Origin of the sequence: Corynebacterium sp. HMSC064H12 (assembly GCF_001809925.1) — a bacterium.
GTDB lineage: Bacteria > Actinomycetota > Actinomycetes > Mycobacteriales > Mycobacteriaceae > Corynebacterium > Corynebacterium jeikeium_D.
In genome coordinates this window covers 1-17603 of record NZ_KV799361.1, presented here as the reverse complement: position 1 = coordinate 17603, position 17603 = coordinate 1, and the positions used below count along the sequence as shown (strand labels likewise).

Genomic DNA, 17603 nt, shown 5'->3' with positions numbered 1-17603 from the left:
TGAATACACGGATTCAGAAAACCTTTTTAATTCGCCCGCGGTATCGCTTTCGTTTTATTAGTTTCGTAGGCATGACTACTTCTTCCGCACAGCCACAGAGTCGCAACCACGACCGCGAGTACGACATCGTCGTCTACGGTGCCACGGGTTTCGTGGGCCGCTTGATTGTGGACTATCTGGCTAAACACGCCGGTCAGACGAAGGTGGCGCTCGCAGGCAGGAACGCCCAGAAGCTTGCCGACGTCGCGGAGAACGCAGGCGTATCGGACTGGCCGGTCATTGTTGCGGATGCTGCCGACCAGCCGGCGGTGGCTCAGCTTGCGGCCAGTACAAAGGTGGTGCTGACCGTTGTGGGGCCGTATGCGAAGTACGGTCGCACCCTGGTGGCCGAGTGCGCCAAGGCCGGTACTCACTACGTCGACCTGTGTGGCGAGGTGCTGTTCGTCCACGACTCCATCGCGAATAACCACGAGGTGGCACAGCAGACCGGAGCGAAGATTGTTCACTCTTGCGGCTTCGACTCGATTCCTTCCGACGTCGCTGTCCGCGAGCTCCACGAGGCGGCCCACACCAAGCTCGGTGAAACAACCCTGCTGTTCAAGCACGTCAAGGGCGGTGTCTCCGGCGGCACTATCGATTCGGTCCGCGTCCAGCTTGCACAGGCCAAGAAGGACCCCAAGCTGCGTCGCATCATCGCCGATCAGTACGCCCTGGCTGAGCCGGGTCCCGACCAGGGTAAGTTCGGCGTCGACCTGCGCCCGGCGCGCTTCCGCCGCCACTGGCGAGCGCCCTTCTTCATGTCGCCGTTCAACACCCGAATTGTTCAGCGCTCGGCGATGCTGGCGGATTACGGTGATTCCTTCCGCTACCGCGAGCTACTCAATGTCGGCCGTGGCCCGAGGGCTTTCGTCCGCGCAAATATTTTTGCGGCTGTCTGCAGGTTGGCGCTGGCGGCGATGGCGTTCGGGCCGACGGCCAAGCTCATTGATAAGAAGCTGCCGAAGCCGGGTGAGGGCCCGAGCGCTGAAGAACAGGCCGAGGGTCGCTTCACCATCGAGGCCTACACTGTCGATACCTCCGGCATTCACTGGCGTTCCAAGGTGTCTCTCGAGGAAGACCCGGGGTACGCAGGCACCGCGATCATGATTTCCAGCGCCGCCCTCGCACTCGTCCACGACGATCTGCCGGACGCTACCGGCGTGCTCACTCCTACTGTCGCGCTTGGCGACGCCCTGTCCCGCCGTCTCCGCGCGGGCGGCATGACCATTGAGGCGGTGCAGGCTCGATGATTGGCGGCCTGACCGGTGCTTTTGCGAATCTCACCCGCGGACCGAAACTGCCGAGTGTAGGTGGCGGCCGTGCGTTAGTGACCGGCGCTTCCTCCGGCATCGGCTGGGCATGCGCGGAGGCACTGGCCGAGGCCGGTTTCGAGGTCGTTGGTACGTCCCGCAGGGGCGCCGAGGCGCCGCACCCCGAGGGCGTGCAGATGGTGGCGCTCGACATGTCCAGCGCCGACGACATCGCTGCTGTGGTCGCCCACGGGCCTTACGACGTCGTCGTCGCCAACGCCGGTGAGAGCCAGTCGGGCGCTTTCGAGGAGCTACCCCGCGAGGCACTTGAGCGTCTCTTCCAAGTCAATGTTCTGGGGCAGGTGGAGCTGTTACAGCAGCTGCTGCCCGGCATGCGCGAGGCCGGTCGTGGCCGAATTGTGCTGGTTGGTTCGATGCTCGGCGGGTTGCCGCTGTCCTACCGTTCTTCCTATGTGGCGACGAAGGCCGCTATCCGCGGCTTTGGGCTTTCGTTGCGCGGTGAAGTCGCGCAGTTCGGTATTGGGGTGACGGTTGTCGAACCGGGTGCCATCAACACGGGGATTTCTACACGTCGGACGACGTATGGCGATGACGGTTCCGTTTACGCTGCTGATGTCCACCGCATGCTGACGAAGTTGAACGCCAATGAGAAAGGCGGCATTCCCGCTTCTGAGATTGCTGAAGTGGTTATGCGCGAAGTGGCTGCCGAGCGACCTTTGGCCCTGGTGGCGCGGGGGTCGTCGGCACGCGTGGCAGTGCCCTTCATGCGGCGAATCCCGACGCAAGCGATGTTGACCATCATGCGCCGGGTGCACGGGCTGCGGTGAGTTAATCGGCGACGGCGCGCATTTCAACGGCCTGCGCACACGCCTCCGCGGCTTCGTGGGCTAGGTTGATGGCCTCTTGCTCGTCTGCGACTTGGACGATCCAAAAAGCTGACGGGAACGTCATCGCGTTGTAGTACGGCAGATCACTATGTGAACCATCCGGCAGCACCGTCATGGCATCCTCCGGTGGAACCAGCCCGCCGGACATAACCCAGTGGCCTTCGTCCTGAAGCTTCTGATTGAAGCGTCCAATCCGTTCAAAGGCAGCGTGCATTTCCTCATCAGAGTCATACGCGTTGATATCTCTGCGACCATGGACCGTGAAAAAGTACTGCACACCAAGCTCCTGGGTTTCGTTTTGCTAAGTGTAACAGATTGCGCGGGGCTGGAACCGGGAATTTGTGAGGAATTTTAGAGCTTTGGTTGAGCGTTTTTGCGGCCAGGGCCTAGTTCTCCTGTTGCGCAGCGGCGGCTCGCTGTGCCCTAATCTCCGCTACCTGCTGCTTGCGGATATTGAAACCCATGCGCCACGGGGTGGCTAGACCTGAGTCGGGGGCATGCGGGTTATCGCGCCAAGATTTGCCCTCGTTGTAGGCCTGCGCGCCCTCACGGTATGCGGCGGACTGCTGAGAAAAAGTTGGATACGGCTGTTCGTCAGCCTGCCTGGCCTGCGCGCCGACAGCTTTCATTCTTGCGCGCAGTTCCTTGACTTTGTTCTTCGCCCTTTCGTCATGCTGTTCCTGCTGCTCTGCGATCTCAGCGAGTGCCTGTTGCTCGGTGATGGGGTCGAACGAGTCTTGGCCTGCCTTGTCGTAGGCTTCCTTAGCGCGCGGGGTGCGCTCCCAATCACGCAAAGACGGATTGTAAACGCACCAGTCTTCCTGACCGTCATCTTTGTAGATACTGCCGCTGTGATCCCAATACCTTGTCATGCGTTTACCCTCCTGAGTGTTTTTCATGGGTGTGACTACGCCGTTAGGTACAGGGAACCCGAAGGCGACAGAACCTACACTAACCTCTCCGCAGCTTCCGCCAGACCCAATCAACGATTACGAAGCCAACGAGAGTCACACCAAACAGTGGTGCAACCACCGAGTAGGCAATCAGCAATGCCACAACAGCCGCCGCAACACCCGGGCGAATGTCCCGCCAACGCGTCGGCGCCGGGAGCCTGCCAGGGCGGCCACCTCGACCGCGCCCAAACCACATGGCGTACCCGCGCACAATCATCGCCAACAAAGCGACACCGATCAGTGCCAGAACCAGCTGATTCACCCACCCGAACAGGATGCCCATGTGCGCGTTAATCAGCCATTCGGTCAGCTTCGCCGGCAGCGGCCAGTCCGCAAAATGAATCCGATCAACCATCGCTCCGGTCGAGCCGTCAACGGTGACGGTCTCAATGCCCATCCGCCATTCCTCGCGTGCTTCCTTGGCCATCCACACCGTGCCAGCTTCCGGTGGTGTCAGTTCGACTTTCCCGGACAGGCCCTCGGCACGTGCGAGGTTCATAACACTATCCGCCTCTGACCAGTCATAATTCGCTGGTGCAGTCGCAGTTATGGCTGGCTTCGGCGCGTACCAGTCCATCGTCTCGCGCAGCTTTGCGATGCCCGTTCCAGCCACCCACGACCACGTCAGGCCGGTGACGGTCAGGAACAAAAGTCCAACACTGACCGCCACGCCAACATTCGCGTGACGACGCATATGATGCGCCCTCTTACTTGTTCCCTGTGTCCGCTTGCGACGCGAACGGTCCCACCAGAGCCAGAGGCCACCAATGGCCAGTGCGCCCATCCAGGATGCTGCCGTCTCCGAGTAGAGGCGACCAAAGTTGCTATCAATCCAGAGTCTGCGGTGCCCTTCCGAGATCCACGCCCGCAGTGGCAGCGCCGCCGAGGAACCGTATTGCACCAGGTCACCCTTGATGCTCAGGTCGCCTGGGTCGACGAACACCGCATGTCGGTAGGACTCCGACTTCAGCTGCTCATCATTGAACATGACTCGCGTTGTCTGCCCCGGCTTTTCCGGGACCTGCACCGCGGTCACCGGCAGGTCAGGGTGCACGCGCTGCGCGACCTCAACCTGCTTTTCCAGCGGTTGTGCGGGAAGGCTTGATGTTGCGGTTAGCTCTTCGTGGTAAACCACCTTTTCTATGCTCGGGGCGAGGGCATACGCCACGCCTGTGATAGCTGCAATAACGAGTAGTGGCGCAACGAGGATGCCTGCAACGACATGGATTCGGTGCAGTAATGCTCGTGGCCCACCATTTTTCTGAGTCTGTGCGACGGGGTTTGCGGCTGGCGTTCCAGCGGCATCGCCTGTGGCTATTGAAGTCATGCCTTATTAGTCGGACGAACTGCCCCAGTTGTTCCCCAGCAAGCTCACTTTTATTACTTCCAGGGGTAGCCATTCGGCCACGCACCTCGTTGTCGGCCACCTTGTGCGCAACTACCCGTCGTTAAGCACGCGTACCCTCGTAGACATGGCTTATCCAGACGTGTACCACGCCGATGACAACCGCTATGAGACAATGCCGTACAACCGCTCCGGCAGCACGGGGCTGAAGCTTCCAGCCATTACGCTGGGACTTTGGCATAACTTTGGTGATGACCGACCGCTCGAGACGCAGCGTGAAATCCTGCGCACCGCGTTCGACCACGGCGTCACGCACTTCGACCTCGCCAACAATTACGGCCCACCGCAGGGCTCTGCGGAGGCGAATTTCGGTCGCATCATGGCCAAGGATTTCGCTCCTTACCGCGATGAAATGATCATTTCCTCCAAAGCCGGTTGGTACATGCAGGATGGTCCCTACGGCTTCGGCGGCTCGCGGAAGTACCTCGTGGCCAGTTGCGATGCCTCGCTGAAGCGCATGGGCCTGGATTATGTGGACATTTTCTACCACCACCGCCCCGACCCGGATACGCCTATCGAGGAAACCGTCGCCGCCCTCGATTTCCTCGTCCGGTCGGGTCGCGCGCTCTACGTCGGCGTGAGCTCCTACTCCCCTGAGCTCACTCGCCGCGCGCAGAAAATTGCCCGTGAGCTGGGCACACCGCTGACCATTCACCAGCCGAGCTACTCCATGTTCAACCGCTGGATCGAGGACGAGCTGCTGGCAACCTGCGCCGACGAAGGCATGGGCGTCATCGCCTTTTCCGCGCTTGCGCAGGGGCTTCTCACCGACCGCTACTTGGATGGCGTGCCGGAGTCCTCGCGTCTCGGGGCGCACAAGATGAACTCGGGGTTCCTCAACGACGACACGCTCACCGCCATCCGCGAGCTCAACGCCATTGCTTCACGACGAGGCCAGTCCCTGGCACAGATGGCCATCTCGTGGGTGCTCCGCCGTGACGAAGTGACCTCCGCCCTGATCGGCGCATCCTCGGTGGAGCAGCTGAAGAACAGCCTCGGCGCCCTGGAGGCTGCGCCGTTTAGCGATGAAGAACTCGCGGAGATCGACAAGTGGGCCGTCGACCGCGGGATTAATCAGTGGCAGGGCGCTACGGAGTCTGTGTAGGGAGCTCATCGAGCGCCGGCAGCACATATTCAATCAGCTCATCAATCTGCTCTTCCGCATCCCGTTTGGAGGTGCGGAAGTTGATGCTGACGTGGTTGATGCCGAGCTGTCGCTGGGATTGCAGCAGTTCAATGAGCTTGTTGCGTCCAAGTCGGTACCCAAAGTGGCCGCCCTGTGCGGGTGCATCGGGGTCTTCATGCAGGTCAATCCACAGTGATTCCAGGAATGGCTTGAACACGCCCTCGCCACACTCCTGCGCCACCGCTTCCTGCCAGTTGGCGATGTTTTTCTTCTGCATCTCCAGGCCCTTGTGGTACATGAACCAACCGTCGGTATGCGCGGCCTTCCACTCCAGGCTCTGCTGACAGGAGCCGGTGGCCAACAGCGGAACTCGGCGGGCCAGCGGCTTGGGCACCACATCGGATCCGCCCATCTTGCCTTCAGACCACCGGATAGGCCGGTAGCTGGTACTCAGGGCCTTTTCATAGACCTCGATATGCTCGCGGAAACGCTCACCGCGCTTGCCTTTGCCCTGGTTAAAGGCGGGGAACTCCTCGGGTCGGTCACCGGTGGCAACGCCAAAGAGGAAACGGCCGTCGGAAAGCCTGTCCAGTGTGGCAGCGCGCTTGGCCATCACCAGCGGATGCTGGAAGGGCACGACGACTGCACCGGTGCCGAGCGCGATATCGGTGGTGTGTGCGGCGATGTAGCTGAGGTACATCCAGGGGTCGTAGACCTGGCCGACGTCGCCAAATGTTTCCACGCGCAGCGGGATGTCGCGTGCCCAGACCGCCGCGATGCCTGCGCGTTCGACTTTCTGAATCAGCCGAATCTGGTTGCTCAGCGCGTCCCTGGGCTCGGCTTCGGCGTCCTGCTCGATGGGCAGACTCAGCCCTACCGTGAGTCGGCCCGGCGCGAATGTGCGCTGGTAACCGGGTAGTTCGTCGATAGGCTTGTCCGAAAGATCAAACAGCGAGCTCATGGTGCTCCACGGTAGTACAGCTCGAGGTGCGGCACTCGTCGTTAAGCTGGGAGCATGCTTGAGGATGTCATCATCGTCGGTGGCGGCCAAGCTGCCCTCGCTACCGCCTATTACTTGCACAAACGCGGCATTGATCCGCTCATTCTGGACAATCAGCCCGCTCCCGGCGGCTCCTGGCGCAATGTCTGGCCCTCACTGACGCTCTTTTCCACCCCGGACTTTTCCAACCTTCCGGGCATCCAGATGCCCGATTATGACGGTTTCCCGCCCGCTTCCCACGTGATTGACTACCTCAGCTCCTACGAAAAGCGCTACGAACTGCGCGTCCAGCGCCCGGTCACCGTCACGCACGTCTCCCATGACGGCACCTTCCAGCTCACCAGCGATGCCGGCGACTTCGAATCCCGACAGCTCATCGCCGCCACCGGCAACCGGCCCTTCGTCCCGTATTACCCCGGCACGACCTCCGCGAAACAGTGGCATTCGGCCAACTACCCAGGTCCCGAGCCATTCGAAGGCTCCCGCGTTGCCGTTGTCGGCGCGGCGAACTCCGGCGCCCAAATAGCCTCTGAACTGGTGCTTTCCGGCATCGACACCACCTGGTTCACCCGCCACGAACCACGCTGGATGCCCGACGACGTCGACGGCCGCGTCCTGTTCAAACGCTACCGCCAGGGCGCCACCGACAGCATTGGCGACATCGTTGCCCTACCGCCCGTCCGCAAAGCCCGCGACTCCGGCGCACTCACCTGGACACCCATGTTTTCTTCGCTTGACGACGTCCACGCGGACCACCTCATCTGGTGCACCGGTTTCCGCCCAGCGCTCGACCCTTTCCGCAGCATCGACTCTGACCTCATCGAGTTCGTCGGCTACGGCGACTGGGTTGGCCCCGGTGCCGCCACGATCATGGGTGTTGGCCCCTTTGCTAAGCGCGCGGCCGAGCGGGTGGCTGCCCGTCTGTCAGCATGACCTGCATCAACAGCATGTCCAACCATCGCCCGTTCTTCGTCCCCACCTGCGGCAGTAGCCCAACACGCTGAAAGCCATACTTTTTGTGCAGCGCAGTCGACCCCTCGTTACTGCCTTCAATCGCCGCAACCAAGACGTGCTTTCTCGCCTCACGAGCAGCATCGATGGTCGCGCTTAACAGTGCGCCTCCAATTCCCCTGCCTTGAAAGTTCGGATGCACGTAGATGGAGTTTTCCACCGTGTACTGAAACCCGTCGAAGTCACGGAAATCGCTAAAGGTGGCATATCCAGCGACTTCGTCGTCAAGCGTGGCGACGAAAACCGGGTAGCCCTTGTCCCAGTGCGCCTCCAGCCATGCGATGCGATTCTCCGCGCTGACGGTGTCATCGTTCCAGATGGCGACGGTGTTGATTACGGCTTCGTTGTAGATCTCCGCGATTGCCGCGGCGTCCTCCCGCGTTGCCTGTCGGATGATCATGGTTTTGCTCCCCGCTGTCTGCGCTGTTTCTGTGCTGTTTTCTACAACTCCGCTTTTATGAAAGCGAGATTACCAAGCTTTCAATTTCGAACGGGTGTTTTATTTGTATTTTGGTACGCTACCCCGCGAACAACCCACAAACACCCAGGTAACATGTGCTTTTATGGTCGACTAATCGTCTTCGAGAACTCCCCAATATTTCTTTTCATTTCTCTTTACAAACTAGAAACATGCCCGTATGATAGCAAGTAAGTTCGAAAGAAAACTGACAACCATTGGAGCACCAGGGGGATCCAATGAAGTCCGAACAAGTACCCGAACCATATTGGGCTCACGAAAATCCTGAAGATGAGCTCTCAGCACTCGCGCGGGCTACCAACCGCGCCCAACTTGAGTTGATTGAAGCCTGCTGCCCTGCAGGTGATGATGACGTTGAAAACCATGCCGCTCGCATCAGCATTCGGCTGGGAATCACCCGCAGTGAAGCACTGCGTATCTGTGACATTGGCCTGTTGCTGGAGAAAATGCCACAGTTGGCGGAATACGCCCGGGAAAGCTGCGCATTATCCATGCGGCAACTCGGCATCATTGCACATGGCGTAGTCGGCATCGAGCCTGATCAAATACCCGATGCAGAGAAGAAGATTCTGGCATTGGTTACGCCACGGAAGCGTCGTCAAGCAATGATTGGTCCTCGCACGCTCACCACCAAAATTGGTGATATTGCTGCGGACTTGGATGACCGTGCTCGCGCCGACGGCACAATTCCCACCATCACCGACACGGAATCGGTGACTCTGGTGGAACGTCCCGACAGCTACTCCCAAATCATTCTCACACTGCGGCCGGACCGCGCCTATTTCGCCATGTGCGCAATTGAAACGGTCTTCCGCGCGAATGAGGAAATGACGCAGGCGGATGCATTTGTGGAACTCATCCACCAGCGCACCAATGCGGAAGTTGTGCTCAATGTTTTCCGCGAGCCCCACAGTGATGACGCCTGGCTGGACGGTGCCGGCTGGCTAGGCGCGCTGGTCACGGAGGAGTGGATGCAAAAGGTGACGCATGTCCGCCTCTCAGCAGACAGCGCCACCAATGGTTACCGCCCAACTCCAGCGCAGGTCGCCCGCGTCCACGGTCGCGATGGAACATGTCGCTTCCCCGGCTGCGAAGTCCCAGCGTACAAGTGCGATATTGACCATATCGCGCCGTACAACCAGGAAGACCCCGAAGCCGGTGGTCCCACCGACACGCAGAATCTGCACTGCCTATGCAGGAAGCACCACAACCTGAAAACCCACAAGCTCTGGGATATCACCGCTTATGAGGACGGCTCAGAGGTGTGGTCCTCTGCCGACGGCGTTACCGCGGCGACCGTCCCGGCCGGACCATTAGCCGGGTTCGGCCGACAGACTTTTGACAAACGCGCTACCCAGAAGACGAAAGCACGCCATGACCACTACATGAAGTGGTGGCTGTCATTCGCGGCTGTGCCAGATCTGGTCTTTGATGATGGGGAGGATTAACCCAGCGGACCACCGCAGTTCGGCCATGCGCCAGCACCCTGGGAGGCAAGCACGCGCTCGCCAATCTCAATCTGCTGCTCCTTAGTGGCCTGGTCAGCCGTCGGTGCGTACTGGTCACCGCCGTGGCCGCTCCAGGTCTGCTGCGAGAACTGCAGTCCGCCGTAGTAGCCGTTACCGGTATTGGTCTGCCAATTTCCGCCGGACTCACAAGCCGCAACCTGATCCCAGGCGCTAACTGATGCAGCGTTAGCGGCCGCGGTCGGGGCAGCAATCATGCCTGCTGCCACAGCGGCGGATGCGATGAACTTACCGGAAAAACGCATAAAAAGAGAACACTCCTAAAGGGTTGACTTTTCTCTTGGGCGACCAACCTACGCGCACCCTCCCCCGTCCTGTCAACCCGTATCCTGGAAAGCATGTCCGTGGCAGATGTCGTCCGCAAGACCGAGAGAAGGATCAACGCGCTGGCCGCCAAGCGTTCCAAAAACGCTGGTTGGGAACCGGAAATCATCGGTTTCACCGGGTACGGAAATGCAGAGCGCGTGCGCGTATTCGGCCGTGTCCTCCTGAAGGATCCGGCCAAAAAACGAGACGAAGAACGAAACAAAAAACGCGGATTTTGGCAGTTCTTTACCGTCGAACTCGCGGACTTTCCCGTCACCATCACTGCCGGCGACCGCACGGTGGAAACCACCACGGATAGCAACGGCTATATCGAGGTACTAATCAGGAATCACGGCCTGGAACCCGGCTGGCACGAAATCACCATCAACGACACTCCTGCAGAGGTCCTCATCCTCTCCCCGGAGACCAAATACGGCATCGTCTCCGATATTGATGACACCGTTTTGGTCACTATGCTGCCGCGCGCCCTCATCGCCGCCTACAACTCCTGGGTCAAGGAGACAGACGAGCGCAAGGCCGTCGCTGGCTTCAGCGAGTTCTATGCGCAACTTCGCCGTCGTTACGCGAGCAAAACCGACGAGGACACGGACGTTCCCGTCATCTATCTCTCCACCGGAGCGTGGAACACCTTCAGCACACTAAAAAAGTTCCTACACCGCAACAACCTGCCGAAGGGCCCACTGCTGCTCACCGACTGGGGGCCAACGCCCACCGGCCTGTTCCGCTCGGGCAAGGAACACAAGAAGGTGCGACTTCGCGACCTGTTTATTGACTTCCCCGAAATCAACTGGATTCTCGTCGGCGATGATGGCCAGTACGACCCGCTCATCTACGGCACGGCCGCGGCGGAGCATCCGGACAAGGTCGCGGCCATCGCAATCCGCAACCTCACTCCCAGCGAGCACGTGCTCTCTCACGGCACGGCGGTGCCAATTGAAAAGCTGGAGAACAAGGAGGTCCCGTTCATCGAGGGCGCCGACGGCTATGAACTGCTCAAACAGATTGACCAGCTGCCGCAACCATGATCTACCTCCGCCATGCCCGTATTCACGATGATGCCGAGCTCCCGGCGTACGTCGTAAAGCTCGCGCTGCCCTTCCCCATGACCTTCACCACGCCGATTACCATCCTGACCGGCGAAAACGGCAAGGGAAAGTCGACGGTACTGGAGGCGTTAGCGTCGGCGATGGGTGTCGATACGGACGGCGGCTCGCGGTACAAGACGCAAGAGCGTACCTCCCCGGTCCCACTGGCGCTGACCAGGCGCAATCCCCCGGATACGTTTTTCTTTCGCGGCGACGCGCACCTGAACCTCGCGCGCTATTACGAGTCGCTTGGGCAGCTACCAGGTGGCAGAGAAATGGCAGACCTCACCCAGATGAGCCACGGCCAATCCATCATGACGCTGGCCGAACGCCGCTTCAGTCCCGAATCACTGATTTTCCTTGACGAACCCGAGGCGGGACTGTCGGTCCTACGCCAACTGGAGCTCCTCGGCCGCCTCGGCGCGCTCGCGGAAGCCGGCGCACAAATCATCATGGCGACGCATTCCCCCATCCTGCTCGCCACGCCAGAAGCAACGATTATTTCGCTTGACGACGCCGACACCACCCACTTCGAAGACACCCTCGCGGTACGGGCGACCAGGGATTTCCTGGCCGATCCGGTCGGCATCGCGGACTACATGGTGGAGCGTTTTACGTCGGATTCTTAAGCCCCAGCGCCGCCACGACGCCCAGGGCCGACAGTGCCACCGGCAACCACATCGCGTCACTCATGGCGGTGGTGAAGTCGCCACGGTTGCTGCTGAGAGCTGCGGCCATGACGGTAGCAATCAGCGCGCTGCCCAGCACACTGCCAATCTGGCGGATGGTGTTGTACACACCGGAGGCGGCACCGGCGAGGGACGGGTCGATGTTGCGGGTGGCAGCCGTCGACAGCGTGCCCCAAATAAACGCGTTTGCCACACCGAATGCGGCGCCCGGCAGTAGCAGCCACAGCACGGAGAGGTCCTCGTGGATGAGGCAGTGGAACCCGAGCATGCCCACCAGCGAGGACCCAAAACCGATCAGCGCGAACTCGCGGAACTTCAGCCGGTCCAGCATTCGCCCAGTCCATGGCGCCATGACACCGGAAATGAGCGCCTGCGGCACGAGCAGTAGTGAGGCTTGGATGGTCGATAGGTCGCGGGCATTCTGGGCGAAGAGGATGATCGGGAAACCAACCGCGACCACCAGCGCCCCCGTCACAGCAATCGCCAGCGAGGAGATGGTGAAGTTGCGATCCTTAAAAAGGGACAGTGGCATCAACGGTTCGGCCGTGGTCTTGGCCTCCCACGCGGTGAATAGTCCAAGAACCACCACGCCACCGGCAATCAGTGCCCAGATCCAACCGGACCAGCCGGCACTCTCCCCCTCCTGAATGCCGAAGACCAGCAGGAACATACCAATCGCGCTGAGTACAACACCGAGATAATCAATCTTGTTGCGGTGTGTCTCAAAGGTCGGCAGATAGCGGAACGCAAAAACGAGCCCGATCAGCCCAATCGGCACATTAATGAGGAAAATCCAGCGCCAACTCAGCAGCTCAATCAACACACCACCGGCCAGCGGCCCCGTCAGCGAGGCAATTCCGGCCGCCGCACCCCACAGGCCCATCGCCGCACCGCGATGCGCCGGCGGAAACATCTGCGTAATCAGCGCCATCGTCTGCGGCGTCAGCAGCGCGGCCCCCAGTCCCTGCACCACACGGGCAATGATCAGCATGCTTAACGACGGCGCCAACCCACACGCCAGCGACGCCAACACGAAGATAACCAGGCCCGCTACATAGGTGTGCTTGACTCCCCAGAGGTCACCAAGCCTGCCGGTAATAAGCAACGGCACAGCATAGGCCAGCAGATAACCACTGGTCACCCACATGACCTGGTTGAGCTCACCGCCCAGTTCATGCTGGATGGTGTTGATGCCAACAGTGACAATGGTGGCGTCGACCAGAATCATGAAGAAGCCGAGCAAAACGGTCCATAGCGCTGGCCACGCCTTTTTGGGATCAAACTGAGTATTCAAATCTGTAGCCACTCGGAGTCATGTTAGTTGATGGCTCGGGTGTTAGTTGATGGCACAGTAAAATCCAGGCCATGGCTGTTCAGCATATGACCGATGAAACCACCGCCGAGTTCTTCGCCAATCACCTCTCGCGGGTAGATGATGACACGCAGCGCACTGTCGCTCTCGAGGTGTTGGAATGGGTTCATGAAAAGTACCCGGAACTCGGCGTTCGCATTGCCTGGAATCAGCCGATGTTCACGCTCGATGGCACTTTTATCATCGGTTTTTCCTACGCCAAGAAACACATGTCCATCGCCCCAGAGCGCGACGGCATTGTGAAGTTCTCCGACGAGTTCGATGACCGCGGCCTCTCCTATGGCAAAATGATGGTCCGTTTCCCCTGGCCAAAAGATGGCAAAGCCGAGTCCATGCCGCTGGACCTGCTGGCCAAGATGATTGAGTTCAACATCGAGGACAAGCGCGGGATGACCAAGTTTTGGCGGTAGGAAGGTCTCCGTCGAATTTAGTGGCTAGCCCGAAACCACGCTGTCCAGAATCATCGCAGCATCAACAAATCTCTCGGGATGGGGACCCGCGAAGTTCAGGCGTAAATACGGGCCGATTTCCTCGGAGGGAAACCAGTCCCGTCCTGGCGCAACTATCAGTCCCCGTCCTTCGCAACGTTCGGCAACCTCTTGGGGGTCTGTGCCATCGGGAAGCCTGCACCACAAGTTGAGTCCTCCTTGAGGCACGTGTGGAGTTTCCACCGACGGCGCATATCTGGATAAAGCTTCAAGCAAATCATTTCGTCGCTGTCGCAGTGCGACCTGCATATTTTTGAGGTGCGTCGCGTACGCACTTTGCTTGACGACGTCCAGCGCCACGGCCTGCAAAATTCCACTGGTGTACAACGCTTCGGCTGAAACTTCTGCGAGTATCCGCTGAAGAACCGGCCCCTTGGCAATTACTGCCCCTACCCGAACTGCAGGCGAAATCACCTTTGTCAGCGATCGCAGATAGATGACATGCCCTTCGGCATCATCCGCCGCTATCGGAACATCAGGTGCGTCGAATGCGAAATCATGTGCCCAATCGTCCTCAATGAGGAAAGCGTTGAACGCTCTTATGATTTCAATAATTGTTTTACGACGAGCTGTCGACCACCGTTTCCCATGAGGGTTACCGAACGTGGGTTGACCATAAAAAGCTCGTGCAGAACTCGTTCGTAGCAGCCTCTCCAAACTCTCGGGGATTGGCCCCTCATCATCACTTTCCACTGGTAGTAGAGAAATCCCAGCCTGCCGAGCAGCCAGGATTGCACCCCAATATGAAGGCGACTCAATGATGAGTTCCTTCGGTGAAATGGCACGAAAAATGGCACCGAGCCCGCTCTGTGTGCCCGGAACAATAACCACATCGCGCTCATTTGCCCGTACCAGTTGCGAAGCAAACCACTGCCGCAGTTCTGCCATCCCCCGCACCGGTGCTCGTCGATAGGCATCGCACGATTTACTGACTCTGGTAAGCGCTCTTCGTACCAAGTTCGTTGGCAGCAGAGATTCATCCGGATAACCGGAATGCAGACTGATTGCCTCATCAGTGGAAGCTCTCTGGGTGGCGGCCAGAACCCTTCCGGTATTGGGCTGAGGTCCCAGCGCTCCGACTTGCCAGCTAAAGTCCGCCCGTGGGAGTTGTTGGCGATGCCTGACGAATACCCCCACGCCGACTCGCACTTCTACCAGTCCGCGGGTAGCCAGTTCGTGGATAGCGTTTCGCACTGTCACCGGGCTAACCGAATACGACCGTGTGATTTCACGGCTGGATGGCAGCTTTTCTCCGGCTTTGTGTTGCGCAATCCACGTTTCCAGCTCGCCGACCAACATAGACGTGCTACTGTTAACCATGAATATACATAGTAGCGCTATCGTATCGAAGCGCGCAGTGCTATCCTGCCCAATCCATTTTTCGCATCACCTCGATAATGTTCTCTATGACCTGCGCGGACCAATTCAGGACAAGGCCGACGAGCTACAGCGCCAGGGCGTAAAGGTCATTCCCCTCAATGTCGGAAATCCTGCCCCATTCGGCTTCCGGCCATCTGCAGAGGTACTTTCCGCTATGCACCGTGGCCTCGAGGAAACTTCTGGATACTCAAATTCCCTCGGCCTGAGCGACACCCGTCAGACTGTCGTGGACTACTACTCGCAGAATGAGGACTTCCCCGCCCTCGATAGCAATCACGTTCTTGTCGGAAATGGTGTCTCGGAGCTGGTAAACCTATGTCTACAAGCTCTCATCAACGACGGTGATGAAATCCTCATCCCCTCACCCGACTATCCACTCTGGACCGCATCCACCACCCTCGCCGGCGGAGTCCCCGTGCACTATTCCTGCCTAGAAGAAAATAATTGGCAGCCAGACGTCGATGCCATACGCGAGTCCATCACAGCCAAAACTCGGGCGATTGTCATCATCAATCCAAACAATCCCACAGGCGCCATCTACTCACCGGAGACTCTCTCCCAGATTGCCCAGCTCGCACGTGAGCACAATCTAGTGCTGCTTTCCGACGAAATCTACGACCGCATTGTGTACCCTGGAGCCTCGTTCACTCCAACAGCTTGCCTAGCGCAGGATGTCCCCTGCTTAACGTTCTCCGGCCTTTCCAAGACGCATCGCTTGGCCGGATTGAGAGCTGGATGGGTGACTGCAACTGGATTTCGCGAACAGGACACCCTGCTTAAAGGAATTCGACTACTGGCCTCAATGCGGATGTGCGCCTCAATTCCAGCCCAGCACGCGATTGCTGCCGTGCTGGGCAAAGAACACAGCATCGACAATTTAGTACGACCCGGTGGCCGCCTCTTCGAACAAAAAGTTGCTGCCACTACAGCACTCAGCAAGATTCCCGGAATCTCGTTCATCGAGCCGCAAGGGGCGCTGTACATTTTCATTCGACTAGACGGCAATATTTACGAAATTGATAAGGATGAGGACTTCGTTCTCTCGTTTCTGGAAGCAGAACACATTCACATCGTCCAAGGCAGCGCTTTCAATGTGAAAGGCGGGACATATGTCCGGATTACTTTTCTTCCTGAGGTCGAGACAATTGAACATTTCGCCGCTCGCTTCGCAGCTCACCTGGAGAAGTACGCTAAGCGCTAGCCCCTACCTACATCGCTAAATCCGCCAGGGCATCCTCATCAATAAAGGCCGTCCATCTTCGACCCGCGCAGGTATTGAAAAGTTCTCCGACGAGTTCGATGCCCGCGGCCTCTCCTACGGAAAAATGATGGTCCGCTTCCCCTGGCCAAAGGATGGCAAGGCCGAGTCCATGCCGCTCGACCTGCTGGCCAAAATGATTGAGTTCAACATCGAGGACAAGCGCGGGATGACCAAGTTCTGGCGGTAGGTCGGGGTTGATTACCAGCCCTGGAAGCTGCCAAGCACTTAATGAGCATTCCTTTCCTCAGCGAGATCACGCAGGAATGTGTCTTTGTCGTCGCAGTAAATCTCAATCGAGGAAACCATCATTGGTCCCTTGTAAAGATCTTCTGCCACGACCTGCGAATCGACTTCTAACTTGACGTTCACTTCACTCAAAACAGGCACCCTGAGATTGCCGTGCTCGTCAATTGCTACGTCCCCTCCTTCACCTGCCGTTACGGAGCTCGCATGACGTAAGTGTGACCACGGAATTTCGCAAATAAGCCTTCGCCCATTTCGCAGTACGAGTCCTTGCGGTGTCATTAGATGTGGATGATCCCGAACAGTTACGTAAAATCCAGATAAAAGAACTACGGCATAAACACTAATTACCAGCAATAAATATCGCCAAAACGCATTAGAAATAGCAAAATGCACTATGCTTATTTCTGCAACGCTCAGCGCCAGTATCATAAAAACAACAGTTCGAAGGTTTCTATATGCTGTGAAGGATCTGACTTCACTGTCGACATTTCTCTGAGGCTTAAAAAAGGTGAAAGCAGCTAGCAGCGAACCAACTTCCGAAACGAGTAACGCTAGTATTTTTCGAGGTACGCCAAATTTCTTTGACGTCTCGGACAGCGAAGAAGCCCATGACCTGCCATTTCTGAGATAGTCTTGCCACATACCTCCAAACAGTAAGAGAAAAGCCGCAACCACCACGGCAAGTGGTAACAGGAATACCCAACCCGGCAAACCAGATACCACATTCATAAGAAGGAAAAGAACTCCTTCAAAAATAATTGCGGCACCCAGCATTGCTCTAAATACAATTTTCATGTTTGCCTTCCGACTATGAATTGGCAGGTTTTCCTCGGAAGAAGATTACTCACCAAACGGGCTCTCTCTTAATACTTCTTACACATTCTTGAGTTGCCTTTTCACGATATGAACAGGTACCAAATGGTCGTTAAAATATGGCCGTAAGCCAAGCTCATGACTGAACACCGCTATATCAATGCCCCAGATGGGGGCCGACTGCCCTCATGCACATCTCAAAACTATTCAAGTGGTAGGTTCAGGCGGTGAATGCATCACCACTTT

The 17603-nt window shown here is 58.2% G+C and carries 19 protein-coding genes; 10 read left to right on the top strand and 9 right to left on the bottom strand.

Going from position 1 to position 17603, the window contains the following annotated elements; translation table 11 throughout:
• Positions 1–71: 71 nt before the first annotated feature.
• Entirely contained in the window at positions 72–1289 is a 1218-nt protein-coding gene (locus HMPREF2681_RS09940) for a saccharopine dehydrogenase family protein (protein WP_070547004.1), read from the top strand.
• Positions 1286–2137, top strand: a complete 852-nt coding sequence (locus HMPREF2681_RS09935; RefSeq protein ID WP_070547002.1) for an SDR family NAD(P)-dependent oxidoreductase — start codon at positions 1286–1288, stop codon at positions 2135–2137. The genes HMPREF2681_RS09940 and HMPREF2681_RS09935 overlap by 4 nt, the downstream gene beginning before the upstream one ends.
• A gap of 1 nt (position 2138) precedes the next feature.
• On the opposite strand, the gene HMPREF2681_RS09930 is transcribed toward HMPREF2681_RS09935, so the two are convergent.
• From HMPREF2681_RS09930 to HMPREF2681_RS09920, 3 genes are all read right to left on the bottom strand, one after another.
• A complete protein-coding gene (locus HMPREF2681_RS09930) occupies positions 2139–2474 on the bottom strand; it encodes a YciI family protein (RefSeq protein ID WP_049189837.1) in 336 nt (111 codons plus the stop codon).
• Between the two features lie 109 nt (positions 2475–2583).
• On the bottom strand, positions 2584–3069 hold the full coding sequence (locus HMPREF2681_RS09925; RefSeq protein WP_070547000.1) for a hypothetical protein: 486 nt from the start codon (positions 3067–3069) through the stop codon (positions 2584–2586).
• 79 nt (positions 3070–3148) lie between these two features.
• Positions 3149–4477: a PepSY-associated TM helix domain-containing protein gene (locus HMPREF2681_RS09920; RefSeq protein ID WP_070546998.1), complete on the bottom strand. Its 1329-nt coding sequence runs from the start codon at positions 4475–4477 to the stop codon at positions 3149–3151.
• Positions 4478–4622: 145 nt separating this feature from the next.
• Between HMPREF2681_RS09920 and HMPREF2681_RS09915 the strand changes: the two genes are divergently transcribed.
• Positions 4623–5660, top strand: coding sequence for an aldo/keto reductase (locus tag HMPREF2681_RS09915; protein WP_070439259.1), 1038 nt, complete (start codon positions 4623–4625; stop codon positions 5658–5660).
• Here the strand turns inward: HMPREF2681_RS09915 and HMPREF2681_RS09910 are convergent.
• Positions 5644–6642: an LLM class oxidoreductase gene (locus HMPREF2681_RS09910; protein WP_070546996.1), complete on the bottom strand. Its 999-nt coding sequence runs from the start codon at positions 6640–6642 to the stop codon at positions 5644–5646. The genes HMPREF2681_RS09915 and HMPREF2681_RS09910 overlap by 17 nt on opposite strands.
• A gap of 54 nt (positions 6643–6696) precedes the next feature.
• Here HMPREF2681_RS09910 and HMPREF2681_RS09905 point away from each other — a divergent pair, with 54 nt between their 5' ends.
• Positions 6697–7614, top strand: coding sequence for an FAD-dependent oxidoreductase (locus tag HMPREF2681_RS09905; RefSeq protein WP_049172575.1), 918 nt, complete (start codon positions 6697–6699; stop codon positions 7612–7614).
• Here the strand turns inward: HMPREF2681_RS09905 and HMPREF2681_RS09900 are convergent.
• The gene (locus HMPREF2681_RS09900; RefSeq protein ID WP_070429080.1) at positions 7571–8092 is read right to left on the bottom strand and encodes a GNAT family N-acetyltransferase; all 522 of its coding nucleotides are present in this window, start codon (positions 8090–8092) and stop codon (positions 7571–7573) included. The two genes, HMPREF2681_RS09905 and HMPREF2681_RS09900, sit on opposite strands and share 44 nt — an antisense overlap.
• Positions 8093–8388: 296 nt before the next feature.
• Between HMPREF2681_RS09900 and HMPREF2681_RS09895 the strand changes: the two genes are divergently transcribed.
• Positions 8389–9618 (top strand): HNH endonuclease signature motif containing protein, encoded by a 1230-nt coding sequence (locus HMPREF2681_RS09895; protein WP_070546993.1) that lies wholly within the window; start codon positions 8389–8391, stop codon positions 9616–9618.
• Here HMPREF2681_RS09895 and HMPREF2681_RS09890 read toward each other — a convergent pair.
• Positions 9615–9941 (bottom strand): transglycosylase family protein, encoded by a 327-nt coding sequence (locus HMPREF2681_RS09890; protein WP_005511827.1) that lies wholly within the window; start codon positions 9939–9941, stop codon positions 9615–9617. The genes HMPREF2681_RS09895 and HMPREF2681_RS09890 overlap by 4 nt on opposite strands.
• A 93-nt stretch (positions 9942–10034) precedes the next feature.
• Here HMPREF2681_RS09890 and HMPREF2681_RS09885 point away from each other — a divergent pair, with 93 nt between their 5' ends.
• The gene (locus HMPREF2681_RS09885; protein WP_070546991.1) at positions 10035–11048 is read left to right on the top strand and encodes an App1 family protein; all 1014 of its coding nucleotides are present in this window, start codon (positions 10035–10037) and stop codon (positions 11046–11048) included.
• A complete protein-coding gene (locus tag HMPREF2681_RS09880) occupies positions 11045–11737 on the top strand; it encodes an AAA family ATPase (RefSeq protein ID WP_070546990.1) in 693 nt (230 codons plus the stop codon). Before HMPREF2681_RS09885 ends, HMPREF2681_RS09880 begins: the two co-directional genes overlap by 4 nt.
• Here HMPREF2681_RS09880 and HMPREF2681_RS09875 read toward each other — a convergent pair.
• Complete coding sequence (locus HMPREF2681_RS09875) at positions 11721–13103, bottom strand: DHA2 family efflux MFS transporter permease subunit (RefSeq protein ID WP_070546988.1); 1383 nt, start codon at positions 13101–13103, stop codon at positions 11721–11723. The two genes, HMPREF2681_RS09880 and HMPREF2681_RS09875, sit on opposite strands and share 17 nt — an antisense overlap.
• 59 nt (positions 13104–13162) lie before the next feature.
• Here HMPREF2681_RS09875 and HMPREF2681_RS09870 point away from each other — a divergent pair, with 59 nt between their 5' ends.
• Positions 13163–13579, top strand: coding sequence for an iron chaperone (locus tag HMPREF2681_RS09870; RefSeq protein WP_070546987.1), 417 nt, complete (start codon positions 13163–13165; stop codon positions 13577–13579).
• 24 nt (positions 13580–13603) lie between these two features.
• On the opposite strand, the gene HMPREF2681_RS09865 is transcribed toward HMPREF2681_RS09870, so the two are convergent.
• Positions 13604–14977, bottom strand: coding sequence for an aminotransferase-like domain-containing protein (locus HMPREF2681_RS09865; RefSeq protein ID WP_070546985.1), 1374 nt, complete (start codon positions 14975–14977; stop codon positions 13604–13606).
• Between HMPREF2681_RS09865 and HMPREF2681_RS09860 the strand changes: the two genes are divergently transcribed.
• Entirely contained in the window at positions 14976–16238 is a 1263-nt protein-coding gene (locus HMPREF2681_RS09860) for an aminotransferase class I/II-fold pyridoxal phosphate-dependent enzyme (RefSeq protein WP_070546983.1), read from the top strand. The genes HMPREF2681_RS09865 and HMPREF2681_RS09860 overlap by 2 nt on opposite strands.
• A gap of 124 nt (positions 16239–16362) precedes the next feature.
• Positions 16363–16485: a hypothetical protein gene (locus HMPREF2681_RS11290; RefSeq protein ID WP_255351592.1), complete on the top strand. Its 123-nt coding sequence runs from the start codon at positions 16363–16365 to the stop codon at positions 16483–16485.
• Between the two features lie 38 nt (positions 16486–16523).
• Here HMPREF2681_RS11290 and HMPREF2681_RS09850 read toward each other — a convergent pair whose 3' ends face one another.
• Positions 16524–17339: a hypothetical protein gene (locus HMPREF2681_RS09850; RefSeq protein WP_049172588.1), complete on the bottom strand. Its 816-nt coding sequence runs from the start codon at positions 17337–17339 to the stop codon at positions 16524–16526.
• Positions 17340–17603: the final 264 nt, after the last annotated feature.

Excerpts from the sequence above, each read along its gene's own strand:
- HMPREF2681_RS09865 (WP_070546985.1), bottom strand. The coding sequence starts at position 14,977 with ATGGTTAACAGTAGCACGTCTATGTTGGTCGGCGAGCTGGAAACGTGG.
- HMPREF2681_RS09850 (WP_049172588.1), bottom strand. The coding sequence starts at position 17,339 with ATGAAAATTGTATTTAGAGCAATGCTGGGTGCCGCAATTATTTTTGAA.
- HMPREF2681_RS09925 (WP_070547000.1), bottom strand. The coding sequence starts at position 3,069 with ATGACAAGGTATTGGGATCACAGCGGCAGTATCTACAAAGATGACGGT.
- HMPREF2681_RS09900 (WP_070429080.1), bottom strand. The coding sequence starts at position 8,092 with ATGATCATCCGACAGGCAACGCGGGAGGACGCCGCGGCAATCGCGGAG.
- HMPREF2681_RS09940 (WP_070547004.1), top strand. The coding sequence starts at position 72 with ATGACTACTTCTTCCGCACAGCCACAGAGTCGCAACCACGACCGCGAG.
- HMPREF2681_RS09910 (WP_070546996.1), bottom strand. The coding sequence starts at position 6,642 with ATGAGCTCGCTGTTTGATCTTTCGGACAAGCCTATCGACGAACTACCC.
- HMPREF2681_RS09890 (WP_005511827.1), bottom strand. The coding sequence starts at position 9,941 with ATGCGTTTTTCCGGTAAGTTCATCGCATCCGCCGCTGTGGCAGCAGGC.
- HMPREF2681_RS09905 (WP_049172575.1), top strand. The coding sequence starts at position 6,697 with ATGCTTGAGGATGTCATCATCGTCGGTGGCGGCCAAGCTGCCCTCGCT.
- HMPREF2681_RS09915 (WP_070439259.1), top strand. The coding sequence starts at position 4,623 with ATGGCTTATCCAGACGTGTACCACGCCGATGACAACCGCTATGAGACA.
- HMPREF2681_RS09920 (WP_070546998.1), bottom strand. The coding sequence starts at position 4,477 with ATGACTTCAATAGCCACAGGCGATGCCGCTGGAACGCCAGCCGCAAAC.
- HMPREF2681_RS09880 (WP_070546990.1), top strand. The coding sequence starts at position 11,045 with ATGATCTACCTCCGCCATGCCCGTATTCACGATGATGCCGAGCTCCCG.
- HMPREF2681_RS09935 (WP_070547002.1), top strand. The coding sequence starts at position 1,286 with ATGATTGGCGGCCTGACCGGTGCTTTTGCGAATCTCACCCGCGGACCG.
- HMPREF2681_RS09860 (WP_070546983.1), top strand. The coding sequence starts at position 14,976 with ATGAATATACATAGTAGCGCTATCGTATCGAAGCGCGCAGTGCTATCC.
- HMPREF2681_RS09885 (WP_070546991.1), top strand. The coding sequence starts at position 10,035 with ATGTCCGTGGCAGATGTCGTCCGCAAGACCGAGAGAAGGATCAACGCG.
- HMPREF2681_RS09895 (WP_070546993.1), top strand. The coding sequence starts at position 8,389 with ATGAAGTCCGAACAAGTACCCGAACCATATTGGGCTCACGAAAATCCT.
- HMPREF2681_RS11290 (WP_255351592.1), top strand. The coding sequence starts at position 16,363 with ATGATGGTCCGCTTCCCCTGGCCAAAGGATGGCAAGGCCGAGTCCATG.
- HMPREF2681_RS09870 (WP_070546987.1), top strand. The coding sequence starts at position 13,163 with ATGGCTGTTCAGCATATGACCGATGAAACCACCGCCGAGTTCTTCGCC.